The sequence below is a fragment of the Pseudomonas sp. RL_5y_Pfl2_73 genome, from assembly GCF_963970515.1.
Taxonomy (GTDB): Bacteria; Pseudomonadota; Gammaproteobacteria; order Pseudomonadales; family Pseudomonadaceae; genus Aquipseudomonas.
The window spans coordinates 23,139-40,497 of record NZ_CAXAPD010000041.1; the positions used below are offsets into that span (position 1 = coordinate 23,139).

General features: G+C 60.4%; 17 protein-coding genes. 9 read left to right on the forward strand and 8 right to left on the reverse strand.

Features of this window, described 5'->3' with window-relative positions; translation table 11 throughout:
• The first annotated feature begins 2 nt into the window (after positions 1-2).
• The 4 genes from rloA to pabB all read left to right on the forward strand — a co-directional run bounded on the left by rloA (position 3) and on the right by pabB (position 4,713).
• Positions 3-539, forward strand: a complete 537-nt coding sequence (rloA, locus tag AACY42_RS26065) for a retropepsin-like aspartic peptidase RloA (RefSeq protein ID WP_339483285.1) — start codon at positions 3-5, stop codon at positions 537-539.
• A 6-nt stretch (positions 540-545) separates the two neighbouring features.
• The gene (gene rloB / locus AACY42_RS26070; RefSeq protein ID WP_339483286.1) at positions 546-2,078 is read left to right on the forward strand and encodes an osmotic stress tolerance membrane protein RloB; all 1,533 of its coding nucleotides are present in this window, start codon (positions 546-548) and stop codon (positions 2,076-2,078) included.
• Positions 2,078-3,064, forward strand: a complete 987-nt coding sequence (locus tag AACY42_RS26075; protein ID WP_339483287.1) for an alpha-L-glutamate ligase-like protein — start codon at positions 2,078-2,080, stop codon at positions 3,062-3,064. The genes rloB and AACY42_RS26075 overlap by 1 nt, the downstream gene beginning before the upstream one ends.
• Positions 3,065-3,369: 305 nt before the next feature.
• Positions 3,370-4,713 carry an aminodeoxychorismate synthase component I gene (gene pabB, locus AACY42_RS26080; RefSeq protein WP_339483288.1) on the forward strand — a complete coding sequence of 448 codons (1,344 nt, stop codon included), beginning with the start codon at positions 3,370-3,372 and terminating at the stop codon, positions 4,711-4,713.
• 151 nt (positions 4,714-4,864) lie between these two features.
• Here the strand turns inward: pabB and thrH are convergent, their stop codons facing one another.
• Positions 4,865-5,482 carry a bifunctional phosphoserine phosphatase/homoserine phosphotransferase ThrH gene (gene thrH / locus AACY42_RS26085; protein WP_339483289.1) on the reverse strand — a complete coding sequence of 206 codons (618 nt, stop codon included), beginning with the start codon at positions 5,480-5,482 and terminating at the stop codon, positions 4,865-4,867.
• Positions 5,483-5,656: 174 nt separating this feature from the next.
• On the opposite strand from thrH, the gene AACY42_RS26090 reads away from it, so the two are divergent.
• From AACY42_RS26090 to AACY42_RS26100, 3 genes are all read left to right on the forward strand, one after another.
• Positions 5,657-6,400, forward strand: coding sequence for a phosphoadenylyl-sulfate reductase (locus AACY42_RS26090; RefSeq protein WP_024616589.1), 744 nt, complete (start codon positions 5,657-5,659; stop codon positions 6,398-6,400).
• Positions 6,401-6,853: 453 nt separating this feature from the next.
• Positions 6,854-8,383: an NCS1 family nucleobase:cation symporter-1 gene (locus tag AACY42_RS26095; RefSeq protein ID WP_339483290.1), complete on the forward strand. Its 1,530-nt coding sequence runs from the start codon at positions 6,854-6,856 to the stop codon at positions 8,381-8,383.
• Between the two features lie 60 nt (positions 8,384-8,443).
• On the forward strand, positions 8,444-9,172 hold the full coding sequence (locus AACY42_RS26100) for an aspartate/glutamate racemase family protein (protein ID WP_245138428.1): 729 nt from the start codon (positions 8,444-8,446) through the stop codon (positions 9,170-9,172).
• 140 nt (positions 9,173-9,312) lie between these two features.
• Here AACY42_RS26100 and AACY42_RS26105 read toward each other — a convergent pair whose 3' ends face one another.
• Positions 9,313-10,236 carry a LysR family transcriptional regulator gene (locus AACY42_RS26105; protein WP_339483291.1) on the reverse strand — a complete coding sequence of 308 codons (924 nt, stop codon included), beginning with the start codon at positions 10,234-10,236 and terminating at the stop codon, positions 9,313-9,315.
• Between the two features lie 125 nt (positions 10,237-10,361).
• Between AACY42_RS26105 and AACY42_RS26110 the strand changes: the two genes are divergently transcribed.
• Positions 10,362-11,108, forward strand: coding sequence for a 3-oxoacyl-ACP reductase family protein (locus AACY42_RS26110; RefSeq protein WP_339483294.1), 747 nt, complete (start codon positions 10,362-10,364; stop codon positions 11,106-11,108).
• A 69-nt stretch (positions 11,109-11,177) separates the two neighbouring features.
• On the opposite strand, the gene AACY42_RS26115 is transcribed toward AACY42_RS26110, so the two are convergent.
• The 6 genes from AACY42_RS26115 to AACY42_RS26140 all read right to left on the reverse strand — a co-directional run bounded on the left by AACY42_RS26115 (position 11,178) and on the right by AACY42_RS26140 (position 16,747).
• Positions 11,178-11,873, reverse strand: a complete 696-nt coding sequence (locus tag AACY42_RS26115; protein WP_339483296.1) for an HAD-IA family hydrolase — start codon at positions 11,871-11,873, stop codon at positions 11,178-11,180.
• A 188-nt stretch (positions 11,874-12,061) separates the two neighbouring features.
• On the reverse strand, positions 12,062-12,445 hold the full coding sequence (locus tag AACY42_RS26120) for a hypothetical protein (protein WP_339483297.1): 384 nt from the start codon (positions 12,443-12,445) through the stop codon (positions 12,062-12,064).
• Between the two features lie 88 nt (positions 12,446-12,533).
• Positions 12,534-12,719, reverse strand: coding sequence for a hypothetical protein (locus AACY42_RS26125; protein ID WP_339483308.1), 186 nt, complete (start codon positions 12,717-12,719; stop codon positions 12,534-12,536).
• A 670-nt stretch (positions 12,720-13,389) separates the two neighbouring features.
• On the reverse strand, positions 13,390-13,800 hold the full coding sequence (locus tag AACY42_RS26130) for a glycine zipper domain-containing protein (protein WP_339483299.1): 411 nt from the start codon (positions 13,798-13,800) through the stop codon (positions 13,390-13,392).
• A gap of 412 nt (positions 13,801-14,212) precedes the next feature.
• On the reverse strand, positions 14,213-14,464 hold the full coding sequence (locus AACY42_RS26135) for a hypothetical protein (RefSeq protein ID WP_339483301.1): 252 nt from the start codon (positions 14,462-14,464) through the stop codon (positions 14,213-14,215).
• Positions 14,465-14,557: 93 nt separating this feature from the next.
• Positions 14,558-16,747 (reverse strand): GAF domain-containing hybrid sensor histidine kinase/response regulator, encoded by a 2,190-nt coding sequence (locus tag AACY42_RS26140; protein ID WP_339483303.1) that lies wholly within the window; start codon positions 16,745-16,747, stop codon positions 14,558-14,560.
• A 298-nt stretch (positions 16,748-17,045) separates the two neighbouring features.
• Between AACY42_RS26140 and AACY42_RS26145 the strand changes: the two genes are divergently transcribed.
• A complete protein-coding gene (locus AACY42_RS26145; protein WP_339483305.1) occupies positions 17,046-17,270 on the forward strand; it encodes a hypothetical protein in 225 nt (74 codons plus the stop codon).
• Positions 17,271-17,359: the final 89 nt, after the last annotated feature.

Below are 17,359 nucleotides of genomic sequence, written 5' to 3' on the forward strand. Positions count from 1 at the left end.
CTATGACACTCAAGCCCTTCACCGCTGTTCTATATTTCATGTGCCTGCCGGGGCTTGCCGCGGCGGGTGAAAAAACCGTGTACGGCCTCAACGAATACGCTGCCCTGCAGGGCATCGACCTGGAGGTCGCCGCCAAACTGGACACCGGCGCCAAGACCGCTTCCCTCAGTGCCCGGGACATCAAGCGCTTCAAGCGCAATGGCGAATCCTGGGTGCGCTTTTACCTGGCCATCGACGCGGCCCACTCGCACCCCATCGAACGTCCGCTGGCCCGGGTCAGCAAGATCAAACGCCGCGCCGGTGACTACGATCCGGAAGAGGGCAAGAAATACACGGCCCGACCGGTCATCGAACTGGACATCTGCATGGGCTCGGCCTTGCGCAGCATCGAAGTGAACCTGACCGACCGCAGCGCCTTCCAATATCCGTTGCTGATCGGCTCCGAGGCGCTCAAGCGCTTCGACGCACTGGTCGACCCCAGCCTTAAATACGCCGCCGGCAAACCTGCCTGCACCAATGCCGCTCATACCGCAGAGTAATTTCCAATGCGCTCTCTTACCCTCCATCTGAAAATACTGATCGCCATCCTGGTGACGGTGGGCCTGTCGGTGACGGCCTATCAGATTTTCGTGCTCGGCATCCCGGTCAACGAAGACGCCACCGACGACTTGTGGAACATCGACGCCAAGGTCGAGTTCGTGCCCAATGCCAAGGATCCGGTGAAGATCCAGATGTTCGTGCCACCGCTGAGCCTCGACTACGTGAGCCTCAACGAGAGTTTCATTTCCAATAATTACGGCGTATCGGTGAACCGGGTCGACGGTAACCGCAAGGTGACGTGGTCGGCCCGTCGCGCCAAGGGCAACCAGACCCTTTACTACCGCCTGGTGCTGACCAAGCGCTACAGCACCGAAAAATCCAAGGTCAAGGGCCCGACCTTCCGCGACAGCATCGCCGTCGAAGGCCCGGAGAAGCTGGCCTCCGAAGCCCTGCTCGCGCCGATCCGCCAGCATTCGGCCGATGTCGAGACGTTCATCAGCGAAGCGATCAAGCGGGTCAACAACCTCAACGACGACAACGTCAAGCTGTTGCTGGCCGGCGACCCTTCCTCGGCCAACAAGGCGCGAATCGTCGAACTGGTGCTGTCCATCGCCCACGTGCCGGTGGAAAAGGTCCACACCATCCGCCTGGTGACCGGGCAGCCGCAGACACCTGAGCTGTGGCTGCGCAGTTTCAACGGCACCGACTGGCTGTATTTCAACCCGGACACTGGCGAACAGGGGCTGCCCAGCGACCGCCTGCTGTGGTGGACCGGCGATGAAAACCTGATCTCCGTCGATGGTGGCAAGAAGGCCACCGTCACCTTCAGCATGAACAACAGCGAAATGAACGCCATTCGCCTGGCCAAGCTGACGGACGAGAACACCGACGCCAGCTTCCTCGAATACTCGCTCTACGGACTGCCGCTGCAGACCCAGCAAACCTTCATGATCATGGTGATGATCCCGATCGGCGTGCTGGTCATCCTGATCCTGCGCAACCTGATCGGCCTGCAAACCCTCGGGACCTTCACCCCGGTGCTGATCGCCCTGGCCTTCCGCGAGACCCAACTGGGTTTTGGCATCATCCTGTTCACGGTGATCACCGCGCTGGGCCTGTCGCTGCGTTCATACCTGGAGCACCTCAAGCTGCAAATGCTGCCGAGACTCTCGGTGGTGCTGACGTTCGTGGTGGTTCTGATCGCCGCCATCAGCCTGTTCAGCCATAAGCTGGGCCTGGAACGCGGCCTGTCGGTGGCGTTGTTCCCGATGGTGATCCTGACCATGACCATCGAACGCCTGTCCATCACCTGGGAAGAGCGCGGCGCCGGCCACGCGATGAAAGTCGCCATCGGCACCCTGTTCGCCGCAACCCTGGCGCACCTGATCATGAGCGTGCCGGAACTGATCTACTTCGTCTTCACTTTCCCGGCGATCCTACTGATCCTGGTGGGCTTCATGCTGGCCATGGGTCGTTATCGCGGCTACCGCCTGACCGAGCTGGTGCGGTTCAAGGCCTTCCTCAAGGCAGACTCCTGATGTTCGGCTTCTGGAAGACCTGGAAGGCCCTGGAGGCCCGGGGCATCATGGGCATCAATCGGCGTAACGCCGACTACGTGCTCAAGTACAACAAGCGCAACCTGTACCCCATCGTCGATGACAAGATCATCACCAAGGAGCGGGCCATCGCCGCCGGCATTCATGTGCCGGAGCTGTACGGGGTGATCTCCACCGAAAAGGAAATCGACAAACTCGACGAGATCATCGGCGGGCGCACCGACTTCGTGATCAAGCCAGCCCAGGGCGCCGGCGGCGATGGCATCATCGTCATCGCCGACCGCTTCGAAGGCCGTTATCGCACGGTGTCCGGCAAGATCATCAGCCACGAGGAAATCGAGCACCATGTCTCCAGCATCCTCACCGGCCTGTACTCCTTGGGCGGGCACCGTGACCGGGCGCTGATCGAGTATCGCGTGACGCCGGACCAGATCTTCAAGAGCATCAGTTACGAAGGCGTGCCGGACATCCGCATCATCGTGCTGATGGGCTATCCGGTGATGGCCATGCTGCGGTTGCCGACCCGCCAGTCCGGCGGCAAGGCCAACCTGCACCAGGGCGCCATCGGCGTGGGCGTCGACCTCGCCACCGGCCTGACCCTGCGCGGCACCTGGCTGAACAACATCATCACCAAACACCCCGACACCACCAACGCGGTGGACGGCGTGCAACTGCCCTACTGGGACGGTTTCATGAAACTGGCCGCCGGTTGCTATGAACTGTGCGGGCTGGGCTACATCGGCGTCGACATGGTGCTGGACCAGGAAAAGGGTCCGTTGATTCTGGAACTGAACGCCCGGCCAGGCCTGAACATCCAGATCGCCAACGACTGCGGCCTGACCTTGCGCACCCACGCGGTGGAAGCCCACCTGGAAGAACTCAAGGCCCGCGGCGTCGTGGAAACCGCGGAAGAGCGCGTGGCATTCGTCCAGGCGTTGTTTGGGCATATTCCGCCGGTTGAGGGTTGAGGGCTGAAATGTAAAACCCTGCGGCGAGGGCGCTTGCTCCCGCGGGGTCTGTAGGAGCTGGCGAAGGCTCGGGCCGCGCTCGGACGATCTTTTGATCTTTCGCTTAGAACTCAATGGCTGGTGGAAAGATCGCAACCTCGTTGCACTCGACAGCTCCTACGGGCACAACCCAGCGGGATCTCCCGCGCCACAACCAGTAGCTTTGATAGCCACAGACGTACTCATCTCCGACATCCCTCTAGGAGCAAATCCTACAGAGGGATTACAATCGCTCCCCCGCCTGAACGGCTGACCCACCCCCGCCCATGCCAACCTGCTCCGTACACCCGCTGCCCTACCGCACCAACCCCGCCGAATATTTCGCGGCGATCCGTCATGCCCCCGGCAGCGTGCTGCTCGACAGTGGCCGGCCGAGTGCCGAGCGCGGCCGTTACGACCTGCTCAGCGCCTGGCCGTTGGCGCAACTGGCAGTGTTGCCGGACGAAAGCGGCAGCGATTTCCTGCAACGCCTGCGCATTCAGCTGACACAGCTAGGTGACGCAGAACTGCCGGCCACGGTGCAATTGCCCTTCGCCGGCGGCCTGATCGGCTACTTGAGTTATGACTTCGGCCGACACCTTGAAGCCCTGCCATCCCACGCCAAGGACGACCTGCAACTACCCGACGCTCGTTTTGGCGTGTACGACTGGGCGCTGATCAGCGATCACCAGGCCGGCACCAGCCAATTGATCTTCCACCCCCATTGTGGCGAAGGCGAACGCCAGCGCCTGATCGCGCTGTTCAGCCAGCCGACTGCGGCATCCGTTGGCGCCTTCAGCCTCGAAGGACCGATGACCCCCGACCTCAGCGCCGAAGCCTATCGACAGGCCTTCGAGTGTATCCAGGCGTATATCCAGGCCGGCGACTGCTACCAGGTCAACTTTGCCCAGCGCTTCCGCGCCACCTGCCAAGGCGATGCCTGGGCCGCTTACCAGGCGCTGCGGGCGGCGTGTCCGACACCGTTTTCCGGCTTCCAGAGCCTGCCCGAGGGTGGCGCGGTACTGAGTTTGTCTCCCGAGCGCTTCGTCAAGGTCAGCGAAGGCCATGTGGAAACCCGGCCGATCAAGGGCACCCGGCCCCGCGGGACAACACCCAGCGAAGACGCGGCCCACGCCGCCGAGCTGCTGGCCAGCCCCAAGGACCGGGCGGAGAACCTGATGATCGTCGACCTGCTGCGCAACGACCTGGGCCGCACCTGCCGCATCGGCTCGGTGCGGGTGCCGGAGTTGTTCAGCCTGGAAAGCTACCCGAACGTGCATCACCTGGTCAGCAGCGTGACCGGCGAACTGGCCATGGATAAGGACGCCCTGGACCTGATCGCCGGCAGCTTTCCCGGCGGCTCGATCACCGGCGCGCCGAAAATTCGCGCCATGCAAATCATCGACGAACTCGAACCGACCCGACGCGGCCTGTATTGCGGCTCGTTGCTGTACTTGGACGTGCGCGGGGAAATGGACAGCTCCATCGCCATCCGCAGTTTGCTGGTCAAGGATGGGCAGGTGTGCTGCTGGGGCGGCGGCGGGATTGTCGCGGACTCGGACTGGGAAGCCGAGTATCAGGAGTCGATTACCAAGGTGAAGGTACTGCTGGAAACCTTGCAGAACCTTTAAGGCATCACGGGCAAGCCGAGCTCCCACAGGTTGACGCTATACCCCCTGCTCGCGATGGCGTCGTGTCAGTCAACATCAATGCTGGCTAAACCAACGCTATCGCGAGCAGGCTCGCTCCCACAGATCCTGTGCCTGTCCAGATCTAACTGGTTTACAAGCTCAGATTGCGGTTCGAAGCCTTGAGGAATTCCTGCTTCAACTCTGCAAAGCTGTGCACCGCCGGGAATTGCGGGAATTCGCGGATCACGTTTTCAGGCGCATGGAACAGAATCCCGGCGTCGGCTTCACTCAGCATCGTGGTGTCGTTGTAGGAATCCCCCGCCGCAATCACCCGGTAGTACAGGCTCTTGAAAGCCAAAACCGACTGGCGCTTGGGATCTTTCTGACGTAACTGATAGCCAGTCACCCGCCCGCTATCATCGGTAATCAAGCGATGACAGAGCAACGTCGGGAAACCCAGCTGGCGCATCAACGGTTGGGAAAATTCGTAGAACGTGTCGGAAAGAATCACCACCTGGAAGCGCTCGCGCAGCCAGTCGACGAACTCGATGGCGCCGTCCAGCGGCTTGAGGGTGGCGATGACTTCCTGGATGTCGGAAAGCTTGAGGCCATGTTCATCGAGGATGCGCAACCGTTGCTTCATCAGCACGTCGTAGTCGGGAATGTCCCGAGTGGTTGCCCTGAGGGCGTCAATCCCGGTTTTTTCAGCGAAGGCGATCCAGATCTCCGGGACCAGTACACCTTCCAGGTCGAGACAGGCAATTTCCACAAGACACTCCCATTTTTTCTGATGTTTATCGGTTGAGCGAATAAAAGGCTTACCGACTCTAGCCATTCGTCGAAGCCTGCGCAACGCACAGGAACGCGCCAGCCCCGACAGCATTTGTTACCATCAGCCCCATATAGAGCGCCCAGCGCCACCGACCTGTAGGAAACCGCCCTGATGAGCCCATCGTTTGACGTCGTGGAACTCGCCACGACCTATGCCAACAAGTCCCCACAGGACATCCTCAAACTGGCCTTCGCCGAATTCGGCGACGAGCTATGGATATCTTTCAGCGGCGCCGAAGACGTGGTGCTGGTGGACATGGCCTGGAAACTGAACAAGAACGTCAAGGTGTTCAGCCTCGACACCGGTCGCCTGCACCCGGAGACCTATCGTTTCATCGACCAGGTGCGCGAGCACTACAAGATCGACATCGAGCTGGTTTCGCCGGACCACACGAAACTTGAACCCTTCGTGAAGGAAAAAGGCCTGTTCAGCTTCTACAAGGACGGTCACGGCGAATGCTGCGGCATCCGCAAGATCGAGCCGCTGCGCCGCAAGCTGACCGATGTCCGCGCCTGGGCCACCGGTCAGCGCCGCGACCAGAGTCCCGGCACCCGCAGCCAGGTGGCGGTATTGGAAATCGACACGGCGTTTTCCACCCCGGAGCGCACCCTGTACAAGTTCAACCCCCTGTCGCAGATGACCAGCGAAGAAGTCTGGGGTTACATCCGCATGCTGGAGCTGCCTTACAACAGCCTGCATGAACGCGGTTTCATCAGCATCGGCTGCGAGCCCTGCACCCGCCCGGTACTGCCAAACCAGCACGAGCGCGAAGGCCGTTGGTGGTGGGAAGAAGCCACGCAGAAAGAATGCGGGCTGCACGCCGGGAACATCATCGCTAAATCCAAGACCGTCTAAGCGCCCGCCGCACCTTTGTACACAAAAATGTCACCACAAGTGGCATTTTTGTGTTCAATTACCACGTTACCGCCCCTAAAAGTTACACACACCTTCCCACCTTGCCTGCCCTCCTAACTCCACTGGCATTCGCCAAAAAGTAAATACCTGTTTAAACGGTCAGTTTTAAATCACGGTATTTCAGTTAGTTATCCAAAGACCATAACGAAACGAAATTAGTGCTTCATTGGATAGATCCGTAAGTGGCATAAATTTGGCTTTAGTCGACTTATGTTTTGTATACAACTTATATAAAACATACACACACTTTAGATCCGCAAGCCTGAAGCGCCCTATCCCGTACAGGCTGCAGATGCCCCGTAATCAATGATGCTCGCCCGCCGCGACGAAGATTTGTCGAGCCCCGCGCTCAAGCACAGTCATCGCTGCGCCGAGAATCAGGAGCCTGCCGGAATGCGTACAAGTCTCTCCAATAACATCGCGCTGGATCTGCCCTCCTCCTCCACTGCCCTCGATGACAACACTGCCTTGCCCCTGGCCCTGAGCCCGAGACTACACAACAAGGACCTGGCGCCGACCAAGGCCGAAGGTCGACGCTGGGGCCGCTACAGCATCTTTGCCCTGTGGACCAACGACGTGCATAACATCGCCAACTACTCCTTCGCCATCGGCCTGTATGCGCTGGGCCTGGGTGGCTGGCAGATCTTGCTGTCCCTAGGGATAGGCGCGGTGCTGGTGTATGGCTTCATGAACCTGTCCGGCTACATGGGCCAGAAAACCGGGGTGCCGTTCCCGGTGATCAGCCGGATCAGCTTCGGGATCCACGGCGCGCAGATTCCTGCCTTGATCAGGGCGGTCATCGCCATTGCCTGGTTCGGTATTCAGACCTACCTGGCGTCGGTGGTGTTGCGCGTGTTGCTGGTGGCGATCCACCCGGGCTTCGCCGACTACGACCACGACTCGATCCTCGGCCTGTCGAGCCTGGGCTGGGTGTGCTTCGTGGCGATCTGGTTCGTGCAACTGGTGATCCTGGCCTACGGCATGGAAACGGTGCGCCGTTACGAAGGTTTTGCCGGTCCGGTGATCCTGGTGACCGTCGCGGCCCTGGCCGGTTGGATGTACACCCAGGTCGACGCCACCATTGCTTGGTCGATCCGCGAGCCGCTGACCGGTGGCGATATGTGGCGCAATATCTTTGCCGGTGGCGCTCTGTGGCTGTCGATCTACGGCACACTGATCCTTAATTTCTGCGACTTCGCCCGCTCCTCGCCATGCCGCCGAACCATCATCATCGGCAATTTCTGGGGCCTGCCGGTGAACATCCTGGTGTTTGCCGGGATCACCATCCTGCTCTGCGGTGCGCAGTTCCAGATCAATGGGCAAATCATTGAAAGCCCGACCCAGGTGATTGCCTCGATCCCCAACACTTTCTTCCTCGTGTTAGGTTGCCTGGCCTTCCTGATCGTCACTGTGGCGGTGAACATCATGGCCAACTTCGTCGCCCCGGCCTTCGTGCTCAGCAACCTGGCGCCCAAGTACCTGACCTTCCGCCGCGCCGGGCTGATCAGCGCCGCCATTGCCGTGCTGATCCTGCCGTGGAACCTCTACAACAGCCCGCTGGTGATCGTGTACTTCCTGTCCGGCCTCGGTGCCCTGCTCGGGCCGCTGTATGGGGTGATCATGGTCGACTACTGGCTGCTGCGAAAAGGCCGCATCAACGTGCCGCAACTGTATAGCGAGAATCCAAACGGTGCGTATTTCTACAGCAATGGGATCAACCTGCGCGCGGTGGCGGCGTTCATTCCGGCGGCGCTGATCGCGATTGTCCTGGCGCTGGTGCCTGGTTTTGACAGCGTTTCACCGTTCTCCTGGCTGATTGGCGCTTCAATTGCAGGGCTGCTATACCTGATCATCGCCAAGCGCCAAGCGCATTACGAGGACGTCAGCGGCGAATCCATCGCGGTGGATAACGTCAATCATTGATTGCGCGAACGGCCCGCCAGGTTCGGGCCGCTGACTTTTATGTGTTAAGGAGGACCGTTCATGCGAATTCTTGTGGTCAACGTCAACACCACCGAATCCATCACCCAGGCCATCGCCCGACAGGCCCAGGCCGTCGCCGCGCCGGGCACCGAGATCGTCGGGCTCACGCCGCATTTCGGTGCTGACTCCATCGAAGGCAATTTTGAAAGCTACCTGGCGGCCATCGCGGTGATGGACCGGGTGATGTCCTACGATCAGCCGTTCGACGCGGTGATCCAGGCCGGTTACGGCGAACATGGCCGCGAAGGCTTGCAGGAACTGCTCAACGTGCCGGTGGTGGACATCACCGATGCCGGCGCCAGCACCGCCATGTTCCTCGGCCATGCTTACTCGGTGGTCACCACCCTGGACCGCACCGTGCCGCTGATCGAAGACCGGCTCAAGCTGTCCGGCCTGTTCGAGCGCTGCGCCTCAGTTAGGGCCAGCGGCCTGGCGGTGCTGGAGCTGGAGCAAGACCCGCAACGGGCGGTTGAAGCCATCGTGCAACAGGCCGAACTGGCAGTGAGCCAGGACAAGGCCGAAGTGATCTGCCTGGGCTGCGGCGGCATGGCCGGGCTCGATGAGCAGATCCGCCAGCGCACCGGCGTGCCGGTGGTCGATGGGGTGACGGCGGCGGTGACCATTGCCGAGTCGCTGGTGCGGCTGGGGTTGTCGACGTCGAAAGTGCGCACCTACGCGACGCCCCGGCCCAAGACCATCATTGGCTGGCCGGGGCGGTTTGGGCGATGAGTTCATGGCTTCAAACCGCATCGCCCCCTTCGCGAGCAAGCCCGCTCCCACTGGATATCTGTGTCAAAAATCTTCTGATCAACACAATCCAATGTGCGAGCCTGCTCGCGATTGGGCCCAGCTCGGTCTGGAGCCCCAGCTCATACCGCACTGAACCGCCGCGCCAACCCCTGCTCGGTAAACTGCTCGATGATGAAATCCACAAACGCCCGGGTCTTGCCCGGCAACAGTTTGTGTTCGGCGTAGTAGATGGAGATGTTGCCATCGTCGACATACCACTGCGGCAGCACCCGCTGCAGCACTCCGGTTTCCAGGAAGGGAACGGCGATCGGCATGCTCACCAGGCCGATGCCCAACCCTTGGGCGGCGGCCGCGCAGTCAGCCTCCGAATCGCTCATGGTCATGCGCGTCTTGAGCATCAGTGGGCTGTGTTCCCGATTGCGGTTGGTCAGTTGCCAGGATCGCACGCGCCCGGTTTGTGGTGACCGAATCAGGATGCCTTGATGCTGTGACAGATCTTCCGGTTCTGTCACCGCGGCATGGGTTTGCAGGTAGTCGGTTGAGGCAACCAGCACCCGATGTGCCACCGTCAATTTACGCGCCACCACCCCCTGGGGCAGCTCGAAACCGCCACCGATGGCGGCATCGAAGCCCTGACCGATCAGGTCCACCTGGCGATTATCGAAATGCCAGTCCGGGTTGATCGCCGGGTAGCGTCGCAGAAATTCCCCCAGCAACGGCACGACATACAATCGACCGAACGCCGTGCCCATGCTCACCTTCAGCGTCCCCGTGGGTTGCCCTCCGGCGCTGGCCAGGTTGGCGACGGCGTTCTGGATGGTGTTGAAACTGCTGCCGACCTCCCTCAAGAACAACTGGCCGGCTTCGGTCAGCCTCAGACTGCGGGTGCTGCGCTGGAACAGGCGTACACCCATTCGCGCCTCCAGCTTGGCGACGCTTTTACCGACCGCTGCCGGGGTTACGCTCAGACGTCGCGCCGCCTCGGCAAAGCTGCCGACTTCGGCGCTGCGCACAAAGCATTCGATACTGTTGAAGGTCTCCATGGGCACCACTCTAAACTTTTGGTTTAGACAGACTATAGCAATGACGGTCTACACAGCCTACGGTACCTTCTTGATACTCGCTCCATCACCGCGGTATCTCGCCCCGGCACTTTTTGGAGAACATCATGAGTAACCCAGCACTGAGCGGTAAAGTCGCCTTGATCCAAGGCGGTTCTCGCGGTATTGGTGCCGCCATCGTCAAACGCCTTGCAGCAGAAGGCGCCGCCGTGGCCTTCACCTACGTCAGCTCTGGCGCAAAATCTGAAGAATTGCAGAACAGCATCACCGCAGCAGGCGGCAAAGCCCTGGCGATCAAGGCGGACAGTGCCGACGCCGATGCCATCCGTAACGCAGTCGCGTCCACCGTCGAGGCTTTTGGCCGGCTGGACATCCTGGTCAACAATGCTGGCGTGCTGGCGATGGGGCCGCTGGATGAATTCAAACTCGAAGATTTCGACCAGACCCTGGCCGTCAACGTGCGCAGCGTGTTCATCGCCACCCAGGCGGCAGCGCGGCACATGGGCGAAGGGGGTCGGGTCATCAACATCGGCAGCACCAACGCCGACCGCATGCCCTTCGCCGGCGGCGGGCCTTACGCCATGAGCAAGGCCGCGCTGGTGGGCCTGACCAAAGGCCTGGCCCGTGACCTCGGCCCGCGCGGCATCACCGTCAACAACGTGCAACCCGGCCCGGTGGACACTGACATGAACCCGGCCGACAGCGATTTCGCCCCCAGCTTGCTGTCGTTGATGGCTGTCGGGCGCTACGGCAACGTAGAGGAAATCGCCAGCTTCGTCGCTTACCTGGCAGGGCCGGAAGCCGGTTACATCACCGGTGCCAGCCTGACCATCGACGGTGGTTTCGGCGCCTGATCCGGGCATGAAAAAACGCCGGTCATGGCTTTAACCGTGACCGGCGTTTTGCCGTGCCGCGTGACTGTGTCAGGCCCTCTCCAATTCCGGCAAACCGCAAAGGCTCGGCTGGAACATTGTCAAAGAGCGAATGATCCCGTCGGCATGGGCGTATTTTTCATCCGCCATGGCCGAATCCGGAATAGCAATGGCGGTCATGCCGGCGGCTTTTGCGGCCGTCACGCCGAACGGCGAATCCTCGAACACCAGGCAATCGCGCGGCGCAACACCCAGACGCCGGGCAGCAGTAAGGAAGATATCCGGCGCCGGTTTCGCCGCACCGACTTCAGGGTCATCCGCTGTCACGATGAAGTCGAACAGCGCGAACCAGTCCCGGTGCAAGGTGGTTTTCAGTGCGAACGTGGGGCTCGACGAACTGGTGCCCACCGCAATCGGAACGTTGTGAGCTTTCAAATGCCGCACCAGCTCCTCGGCGCCGGGCATCCCCAGCGCGTGAGGAAAGCGCTCGCGCATCAAGGGCTCGCGGATGACCAGGAACTCTTCGGGGGTGATCGGCAATTCCAGCGCCTGGACGACGTAATTGGCCAGGTCCGTGGCCCCACGCCCGATGATGTTCTGCTTGACGCTCCAATCGAACGTGCGCCCGTAGCGCTCAGCGATGATGGACGTGACCTCGGTGTAGATCCCCTCGGTGTCCAGCAACAGCCCATCCATGTCGAAAATCACAGCTTTGATCGGGCCAAACTCTTTCAGCGGTGCATTCATCGCATCTGATCCGTTATCAACACAACATGCCAGAGATGGCTCAGGTGCAGCCAGGGCAGCGTGTTCGCCTTAAAGGATTCAGCAGGATAACGAGGGGGCTTTGAGGCGGCAATGGGAAATCGGTGGAAGAGGTCTCGTGACGAGGGAGCGTGCTCTCTCGCCACAGCGGTGGATTGGGGACGCAGCGGTTATTGACCCGAGCTGCCGGAGCCGCCCGACCCCGAGCCACTGCCGCCCGAGCTGCCATCGCTGTCGCTGGTACCGCCTCCGCCATTGGTCCCACCGCCGGCGTCGGCACCGCCCATCGTGCTGCCTCCACTCATCGAACCACTGCCCGTACCGGGGCTGGTGCTGCTGCCGCTGGCATCGCCGCCGTTCCCACCGCTCACAGAGCCCGGGGGCAAGGCGTTACCGTCGGCACCGGAATTGGAGCCGGCCTGCATTTCTGTGGAAGGTGGCATCCCGCCCTTGTCCACGGGGGGCGTACCACCCGAAGATTCTGCCAAGGCAGCCAGTGAACTGAGCGAAAGAATTCCGGCGAGTGTCAGCGCTGTCATGTTGGACTTCATCATGGTGAGTCTCCTTTTCAAGATCCTTACCTGATGTGTGGCACGCGTGGCGGGACGATGGTGCCGCTGAATCGACAGGCGGGCCTGCCGATCAGCTCGGCTTGCCAGAGGCATCGTCACCGGCGATGTCCGGATCTTCCGAGGACGCCTCGACATGCTCATCGTCGCGCGATACCTGCTCGACGCCCGCCTCATCATCGGGTGGACGCTGGTCGCGACTCAGCGAGTTGGTGGGCGAAGGCAGCGGGTACTCCGGGGTTTCATCCTCCTCGATCAAGGGAACCTGGGCGTCATCCATCAGGGAACCGGGGTCTTCATTGCCCGGATCATTGACGACAGGTGCACCCGAGGAGTCGTTCTCTTCCTTGTCTTGCGTTTGCGGCGTCATGGTACACCTCGCAATTGTTGATGGATGTATGAGTTCGAAGCGGGGGGATGGCAATCGTTCCGAAGATTTTGATTTGCCGTTTTTTTGGGGGCCTCAGGATTGGAGTGTATATCCGTTTTTGTGGTAACGGCGGCTTAGGGTTCCGCCCTTAACGGCGGCTCACTTTTGAGAAGCCCAGGAGCCGGCCCAGTCAAAAGTCAGCAAAACGCTTTATGCCCCACCACTCGGCACCTCGCTTAGGCTCGGTGTGCCAGAACGAATGCATTGCTCCGTGGGTCCGCCGCGATCAACGTCCGCCGCGAGGCGGCCTGATAGCCGGCCTGGTTCTTGGTGGAGACCGCGTTTCTCCTGTGGAAGCGGGCTTGCTCGCGAAAGCGGTGATGCCGTTGCATAGCGGCTGGATCTGTCTGTTGCTCTTGCTTTGGGCTCTTGAGCTCGACGCGTCTTCAACCAAAAGAGGCCTAAAAAAACGGCGCTTCCCATTTCTGAAAGAAGCGCCGTTTTTTCCAAGTAAACAGCATCACGGCACAAGGCCGGACCTATTCATCCAAGCTTGCGCTTAACGATGTTTTCTCTTGTGCTTGTGCTTCTTGCCTCCGGAGTGACGGTCGTTGTCATTGGACAGGTTGCTGCCCAACGCGCCGCCCGCCGCGCCGCCGATGCCTGCGCCGATGGTCGAGCCGGTGGAGCCGCCCAAACGGTTACCGACAATCGAACCACCGGCCGAACCCAAGCCACCGCCAATGGCCGCTTCGGTGCGGCTGCCCTTGCGAGCGCCCACCGCACTGCCGGCTGCGCCGCCAACGCCCGCACCAATCGCGGCACCGGTGCTGCCGCCCATCTGCTGACCGACCACGTTGCCCAATACACCGCCCAGACCACCGCCGACCGCGGCAGTACCGTCGCCGGCAGCCATCGCGCCCTGGGCAACCACCAATCCCAGTACCAAGGTGGACAAAGTCAAACGCATGATAAAAACCTCAAAAATGCCGCATCGGAGAAAAATGGCCGGTGCACGCGGGCGCGAGTTTGCGCCACACAGCGTCAGCCATGATGGTTGGACAACGAAACGGCGATTTATTTTATGACAGGCAAAAAAAAGCCCGCTGGGGAAACGGGCAGGTACTGCTTTCTAACGGATGAGCTCAGAGTACGTACCTGCTTGTGAAAGAAACGTGAAAGAAAACGCCAGTTGAGAAAATTTACGCAAGAGCCGAAATGCCCCTGTAGGAGCTGCCGAAGGCTGCGATCTTTTGATCTTGATCTTGATCTTTCGCTCTCGATTCAATTGTCTGGAACAAGATCGCAGCCTCGTTGCACTCGACAGCTCCTACACAGCTCCCACCAGTCCGGTGGGAGCAAACTCTGGCCACCGTCCGCCGTCACTTTCTGACCGGGACCCTGGGCAAGAACTTGGCTTTCTCGCCTCGCTGCACCTTGGCCACCTTCGTCTTGATGGACTTGATCGGTTCTTCACCAAAGTCCGCATGATAGGTCGACTGGCCACACTGCAACCCTTCATTGATCGGATACGCAGCTGTGTTCTCCTCGCTATACGGTGCACCCATTGCCTTTCCCCTTTCATCGAGGCCCATACCGGCAACAACCGGTTGCCTGACAATATCGGCCTTCACGACAGTTAGACTAGTCGGTCATCAACAGACTGCTGATTCAACAAAGCCCTTGCCCGACGAATGGAACTCACTGTTTCAAAAACATGGAAACACTCATTCGGCCCCCAGTATCGTCCGGTTTAGAACCCGGGAAACCTGATCGGCCGAATAGGGTTTGGACAAGAACTCAAAGCCCTCGTGGCCGCTGTGGGCCAACTCTTCGCTGTAACCAGAGGTCAGCACCACAGGCAAATCCGGGCGACGCTGGCGCAGTTCCCTGGCCAGGGCAATGCCGCTGATCCCCGGCATCAGCACGTCAGAAAATATCGCGTCGAATGCCATCACATCCGGGCCGACCATTTCCAACGCCTCTTCGGCGTTGGTCGCCCAGGCGGTTTCGTAGCCCAGGTCCTGGAGTATCTGGTTGGCAAAACGCCCCACCTCCAGGTTGTCTTCCACGATCAACACCCGACGCGTGCCCTTTTCCGGTAGCTGATGGGTGTGTTCTTCCCGGGCAGGTTCATGGTTTTTCTCGGGCGCCACTTCTGGAAGGTACAAGGTAAACACCGTGCCCTCGCCCACCACGGTCGAAATATCGACGTTGCCACCGGACTGCTTGGCAAAGCCAAACACCTGGGACAAGCCCAACCCCGTGCCCTTGCCCACCTCCTTGGTGGTGAAGAAGGGTTCGAAGATGTGCTCGAGCACTGGCGAGTCAATTCCGGTACCGGTGTCCGCCAAGGCAATGGCGGCAAAGGGTTGCCCGGCCCCGGCATGACCACGGATGGGCGGCATGCCACCGCCGCAACTGAGCCGAAGCCACAGCGTGCCTTGACCATTCATGGCATCCCGGGCATTGAGGGCCATGTTGATCAGCGCGGTCTCGAACTGGCTCAAATCCGCCCGGATGTAACAAGGCTGATCGCACAACTCGACGTTGACTCGGATCCGTGCCCCGGTGACGGTTTGCAGCATGTCCCCCAGGCTCTGCACCTGCTTGCCCACATCGATGACTTGCGGCGTCAACGGCTGACGTCGGGCAAACGCGAGCAACTGGCTGGTCAACTTGGCGGCACGCTCCACGGTTTCGGACACCGCCGTCATGTAGCGTTGCCGACGCTCCTCGGACAGGCTGGGCATGCGCAGGAAGTCGACCGAAGAACGAATGATGGTCAGCAGGTTGTTGAAATCATGGGCCACGCCGCCGGTGAGCTGGCCGATGGCTTCGAGTTTTTGCGATTGGCGCAGCGCCGCTTCGGTCTGTTTCAAACGCGCGGTGCGCTCCTCGACCCGTTCTTCCAGCGTCGCGTTCAATTCGGCCAGGGCCGCGAGACCTTCACGCACGGCAGCGTCGGCACGGGCGCGCTCGATGTGGGCCCAGGATCGCTCGGTGACTTCCATCAGCAGCGCCAGGTCGTTGGATGACCAGACCCGCGGCGCTTTATCATGGATCGCCATCAACGCGGTCAATCGCCCGCCCTTGATCAACGGCACGCAGATGGTAGCCGAGACGCCAATGGCCTGGAACGTCGCCGCTTCCTCCGGCGCCAGTTCCTTGAGGTTATCGTTGAGCACCAACGGCTTGCCGGCACGCAGATTCGTGACGGCCAGTCGGCCAAAATCAGTCAGCCGATAACGCCCAAGGATATGCGGCGAACCCACCCTGGCCCAATCGCCACGAATAGTGAAGCCGTCCTCGTCCTCATCCATGTCCGCGTAGGCACAATTGGACAGGTTCAGGTGCGCCGCCAGGATCCGTGTGGTGGCTGCCATGATGCTCTGCGGGTCGGAGGCGTTCGCCACGGCATTGCCGATGGCATCGAGCACCGCCAGCCGCTGGGTCATGAACACCGTGGAAGTGGTTTCGGTGACCGTATCCAGCATGCCCACGACCTTGCCGAACTGGTCACGGATGGGGCTGTAGCAAAACGTGAAATAAGCCTGCTCAAGACCGCCGCCGCGCTCGATGACCAAGGGAAAGTTCTCTATATAAGTCGCTTGCCCATCGAAGGCGCCCTGCACGATCGGCCCGATATCGCTCCAGGCCTCCTGCCACACCTCATCGAACCGCCGGCCCAGCGCCTCTGGCTTGTTGCCGAGGATCGGCAGAAACGCATCGTTGTACAACGTGATCAGGTCCGGTCCCCATACAATGGCCTGGGGAAAATGCGAGGCGAGGCTCAGCGCCACGGTGGTCTTCAATACGTCAGGCCACTGCGCAGGCGGCCCGAGCGGCGTGTCCTCCCAAGGATGGCGGCGAACCCGCCCAGCCATTTCTCCATAGCTCTGGAGCCAATCTGTCATTGCGTTCGATCCTTCTGATACGCCGATACCAACGAGGGGGAAAGCTTGTGACCCCAAGCAGAACCGTATTATCCCGCGCCGGATGGGAATGCGCGATTGGATTGTGGGATGCGTCGAGGGGCAAATGGGGGATGAAAGGCGAAAATGGGGGGTGGGGCTACAGAAAGGTCCTACATATCGTTGGGAATTGGCCTGCGCATCAATCTATTGCGTGATTTTTGTGGGGGCGTTCATAGTCTTGGGATTGCCCAGATGCCAAATGGGTTTGCTGACTCGATAGAAGGAGCATCTGGCGTTGATGGAGAACATTGAAGGAGTTCAGGACGGCCTGAAAGACGAGAATGCCGCAAGAGACAAGTCACACGATGATGCTTTTGCAGCCAGATGCTTACAAAGCTTGGCAGTAACCGAGGACCTATTTCTATACCAAAACAGCAATGCCACAGATCTGCGCCAGTTAATGCCAGAAGTGAGTCTTGGCACTAACGGCGTTTTTCAAGGTAGTTGTCGCGTCACCGTCTAACTATGCTGCTCTTTTCTCGGCTGGCTGCTCCCGATCCGGGTTCAGCAGCACCGTGCCTATCGGCTCCCAGTTGCGTGTCTGGCCTGGCC

What these genes read in the sequence shown, in the direction of transcription:
- AACY42_RS26115 (WP_339483296.1), bottom strand. Translation starts at nt 11,873, where the DNA reads ATGAATGCACCGCTGAAAGAGTTTGGCCCGATCAAAGCTGTGATTTTC.
- AACY42_RS26095 (WP_339483290.1), top strand. Translation starts at nt 6,854, where the DNA reads ATGCGTACAAGTCTCTCCAATAACATCGCGCTGGATCTGCCCTCCTCC.
- AACY42_RS26100 (WP_245138428.1), top strand. Translation starts at nt 8,444, where the DNA reads ATGCGAATTCTTGTGGTCAACGTCAACACCACCGAATCCATCACCCAG.
- AACY42_RS26130 (WP_339483299.1), bottom strand. Translation starts at nt 13,800, where the DNA reads ATGCGTTTGACTTTGTCCACCTTGGTACTGGGATTGGTGGTTGCCCAG.
- rloA (WP_339483285.1), top strand. Translation starts at nt 3, where the DNA reads ATGACACTCAAGCCCTTCACCGCTGTTCTATATTTCATGTGCCTGCCG.
- AACY42_RS26145 (WP_339483305.1), top strand. Translation starts at nt 17,046, where the DNA reads ATGGAGAACATTGAAGGAGTTCAGGACGGCCTGAAAGACGAGAATGCC.
- AACY42_RS26090 (WP_024616589.1), top strand. Translation starts at nt 5,657, where the DNA reads ATGAGCCCATCGTTTGACGTCGTGGAACTCGCCACGACCTATGCCAAC.
- AACY42_RS26110 (WP_339483294.1), top strand. Translation starts at nt 10,362, where the DNA reads ATGAGTAACCCAGCACTGAGCGGTAAAGTCGCCTTGATCCAAGGCGGT.
- AACY42_RS26140 (WP_339483303.1), bottom strand. Translation starts at nt 16,747, where the DNA reads ATGACAGATTGGCTCCAGAGCTATGGAGAAATGGCTGGGCGGGTTCGC.
- AACY42_RS26075 (WP_339483287.1), top strand. Translation starts at nt 2,078, where the DNA reads ATGTTCGGCTTCTGGAAGACCTGGAAGGCCCTGGAGGCCCGGGGCATC.
- AACY42_RS26120 (WP_339483297.1), bottom strand. Translation starts at nt 12,445, where the DNA reads ATGATGAAGTCCAACATGACAGCGCTGACACTCGCCGGAATTCTTTCG.
- pabB (WP_339483288.1), top strand. Translation starts at nt 3,370, where the DNA reads ATGCCAACCTGCTCCGTACACCCGCTGCCCTACCGCACCAACCCCGCC.
- rloB (WP_339483286.1), top strand. Translation starts at nt 546, where the DNA reads ATGCGCTCTCTTACCCTCCATCTGAAAATACTGATCGCCATCCTGGTG.
- AACY42_RS26105 (WP_339483291.1), bottom strand. Translation starts at nt 10,236, where the DNA reads ATGGAGACCTTCAACAGTATCGAATGCTTTGTGCGCAGCGCCGAAGTC.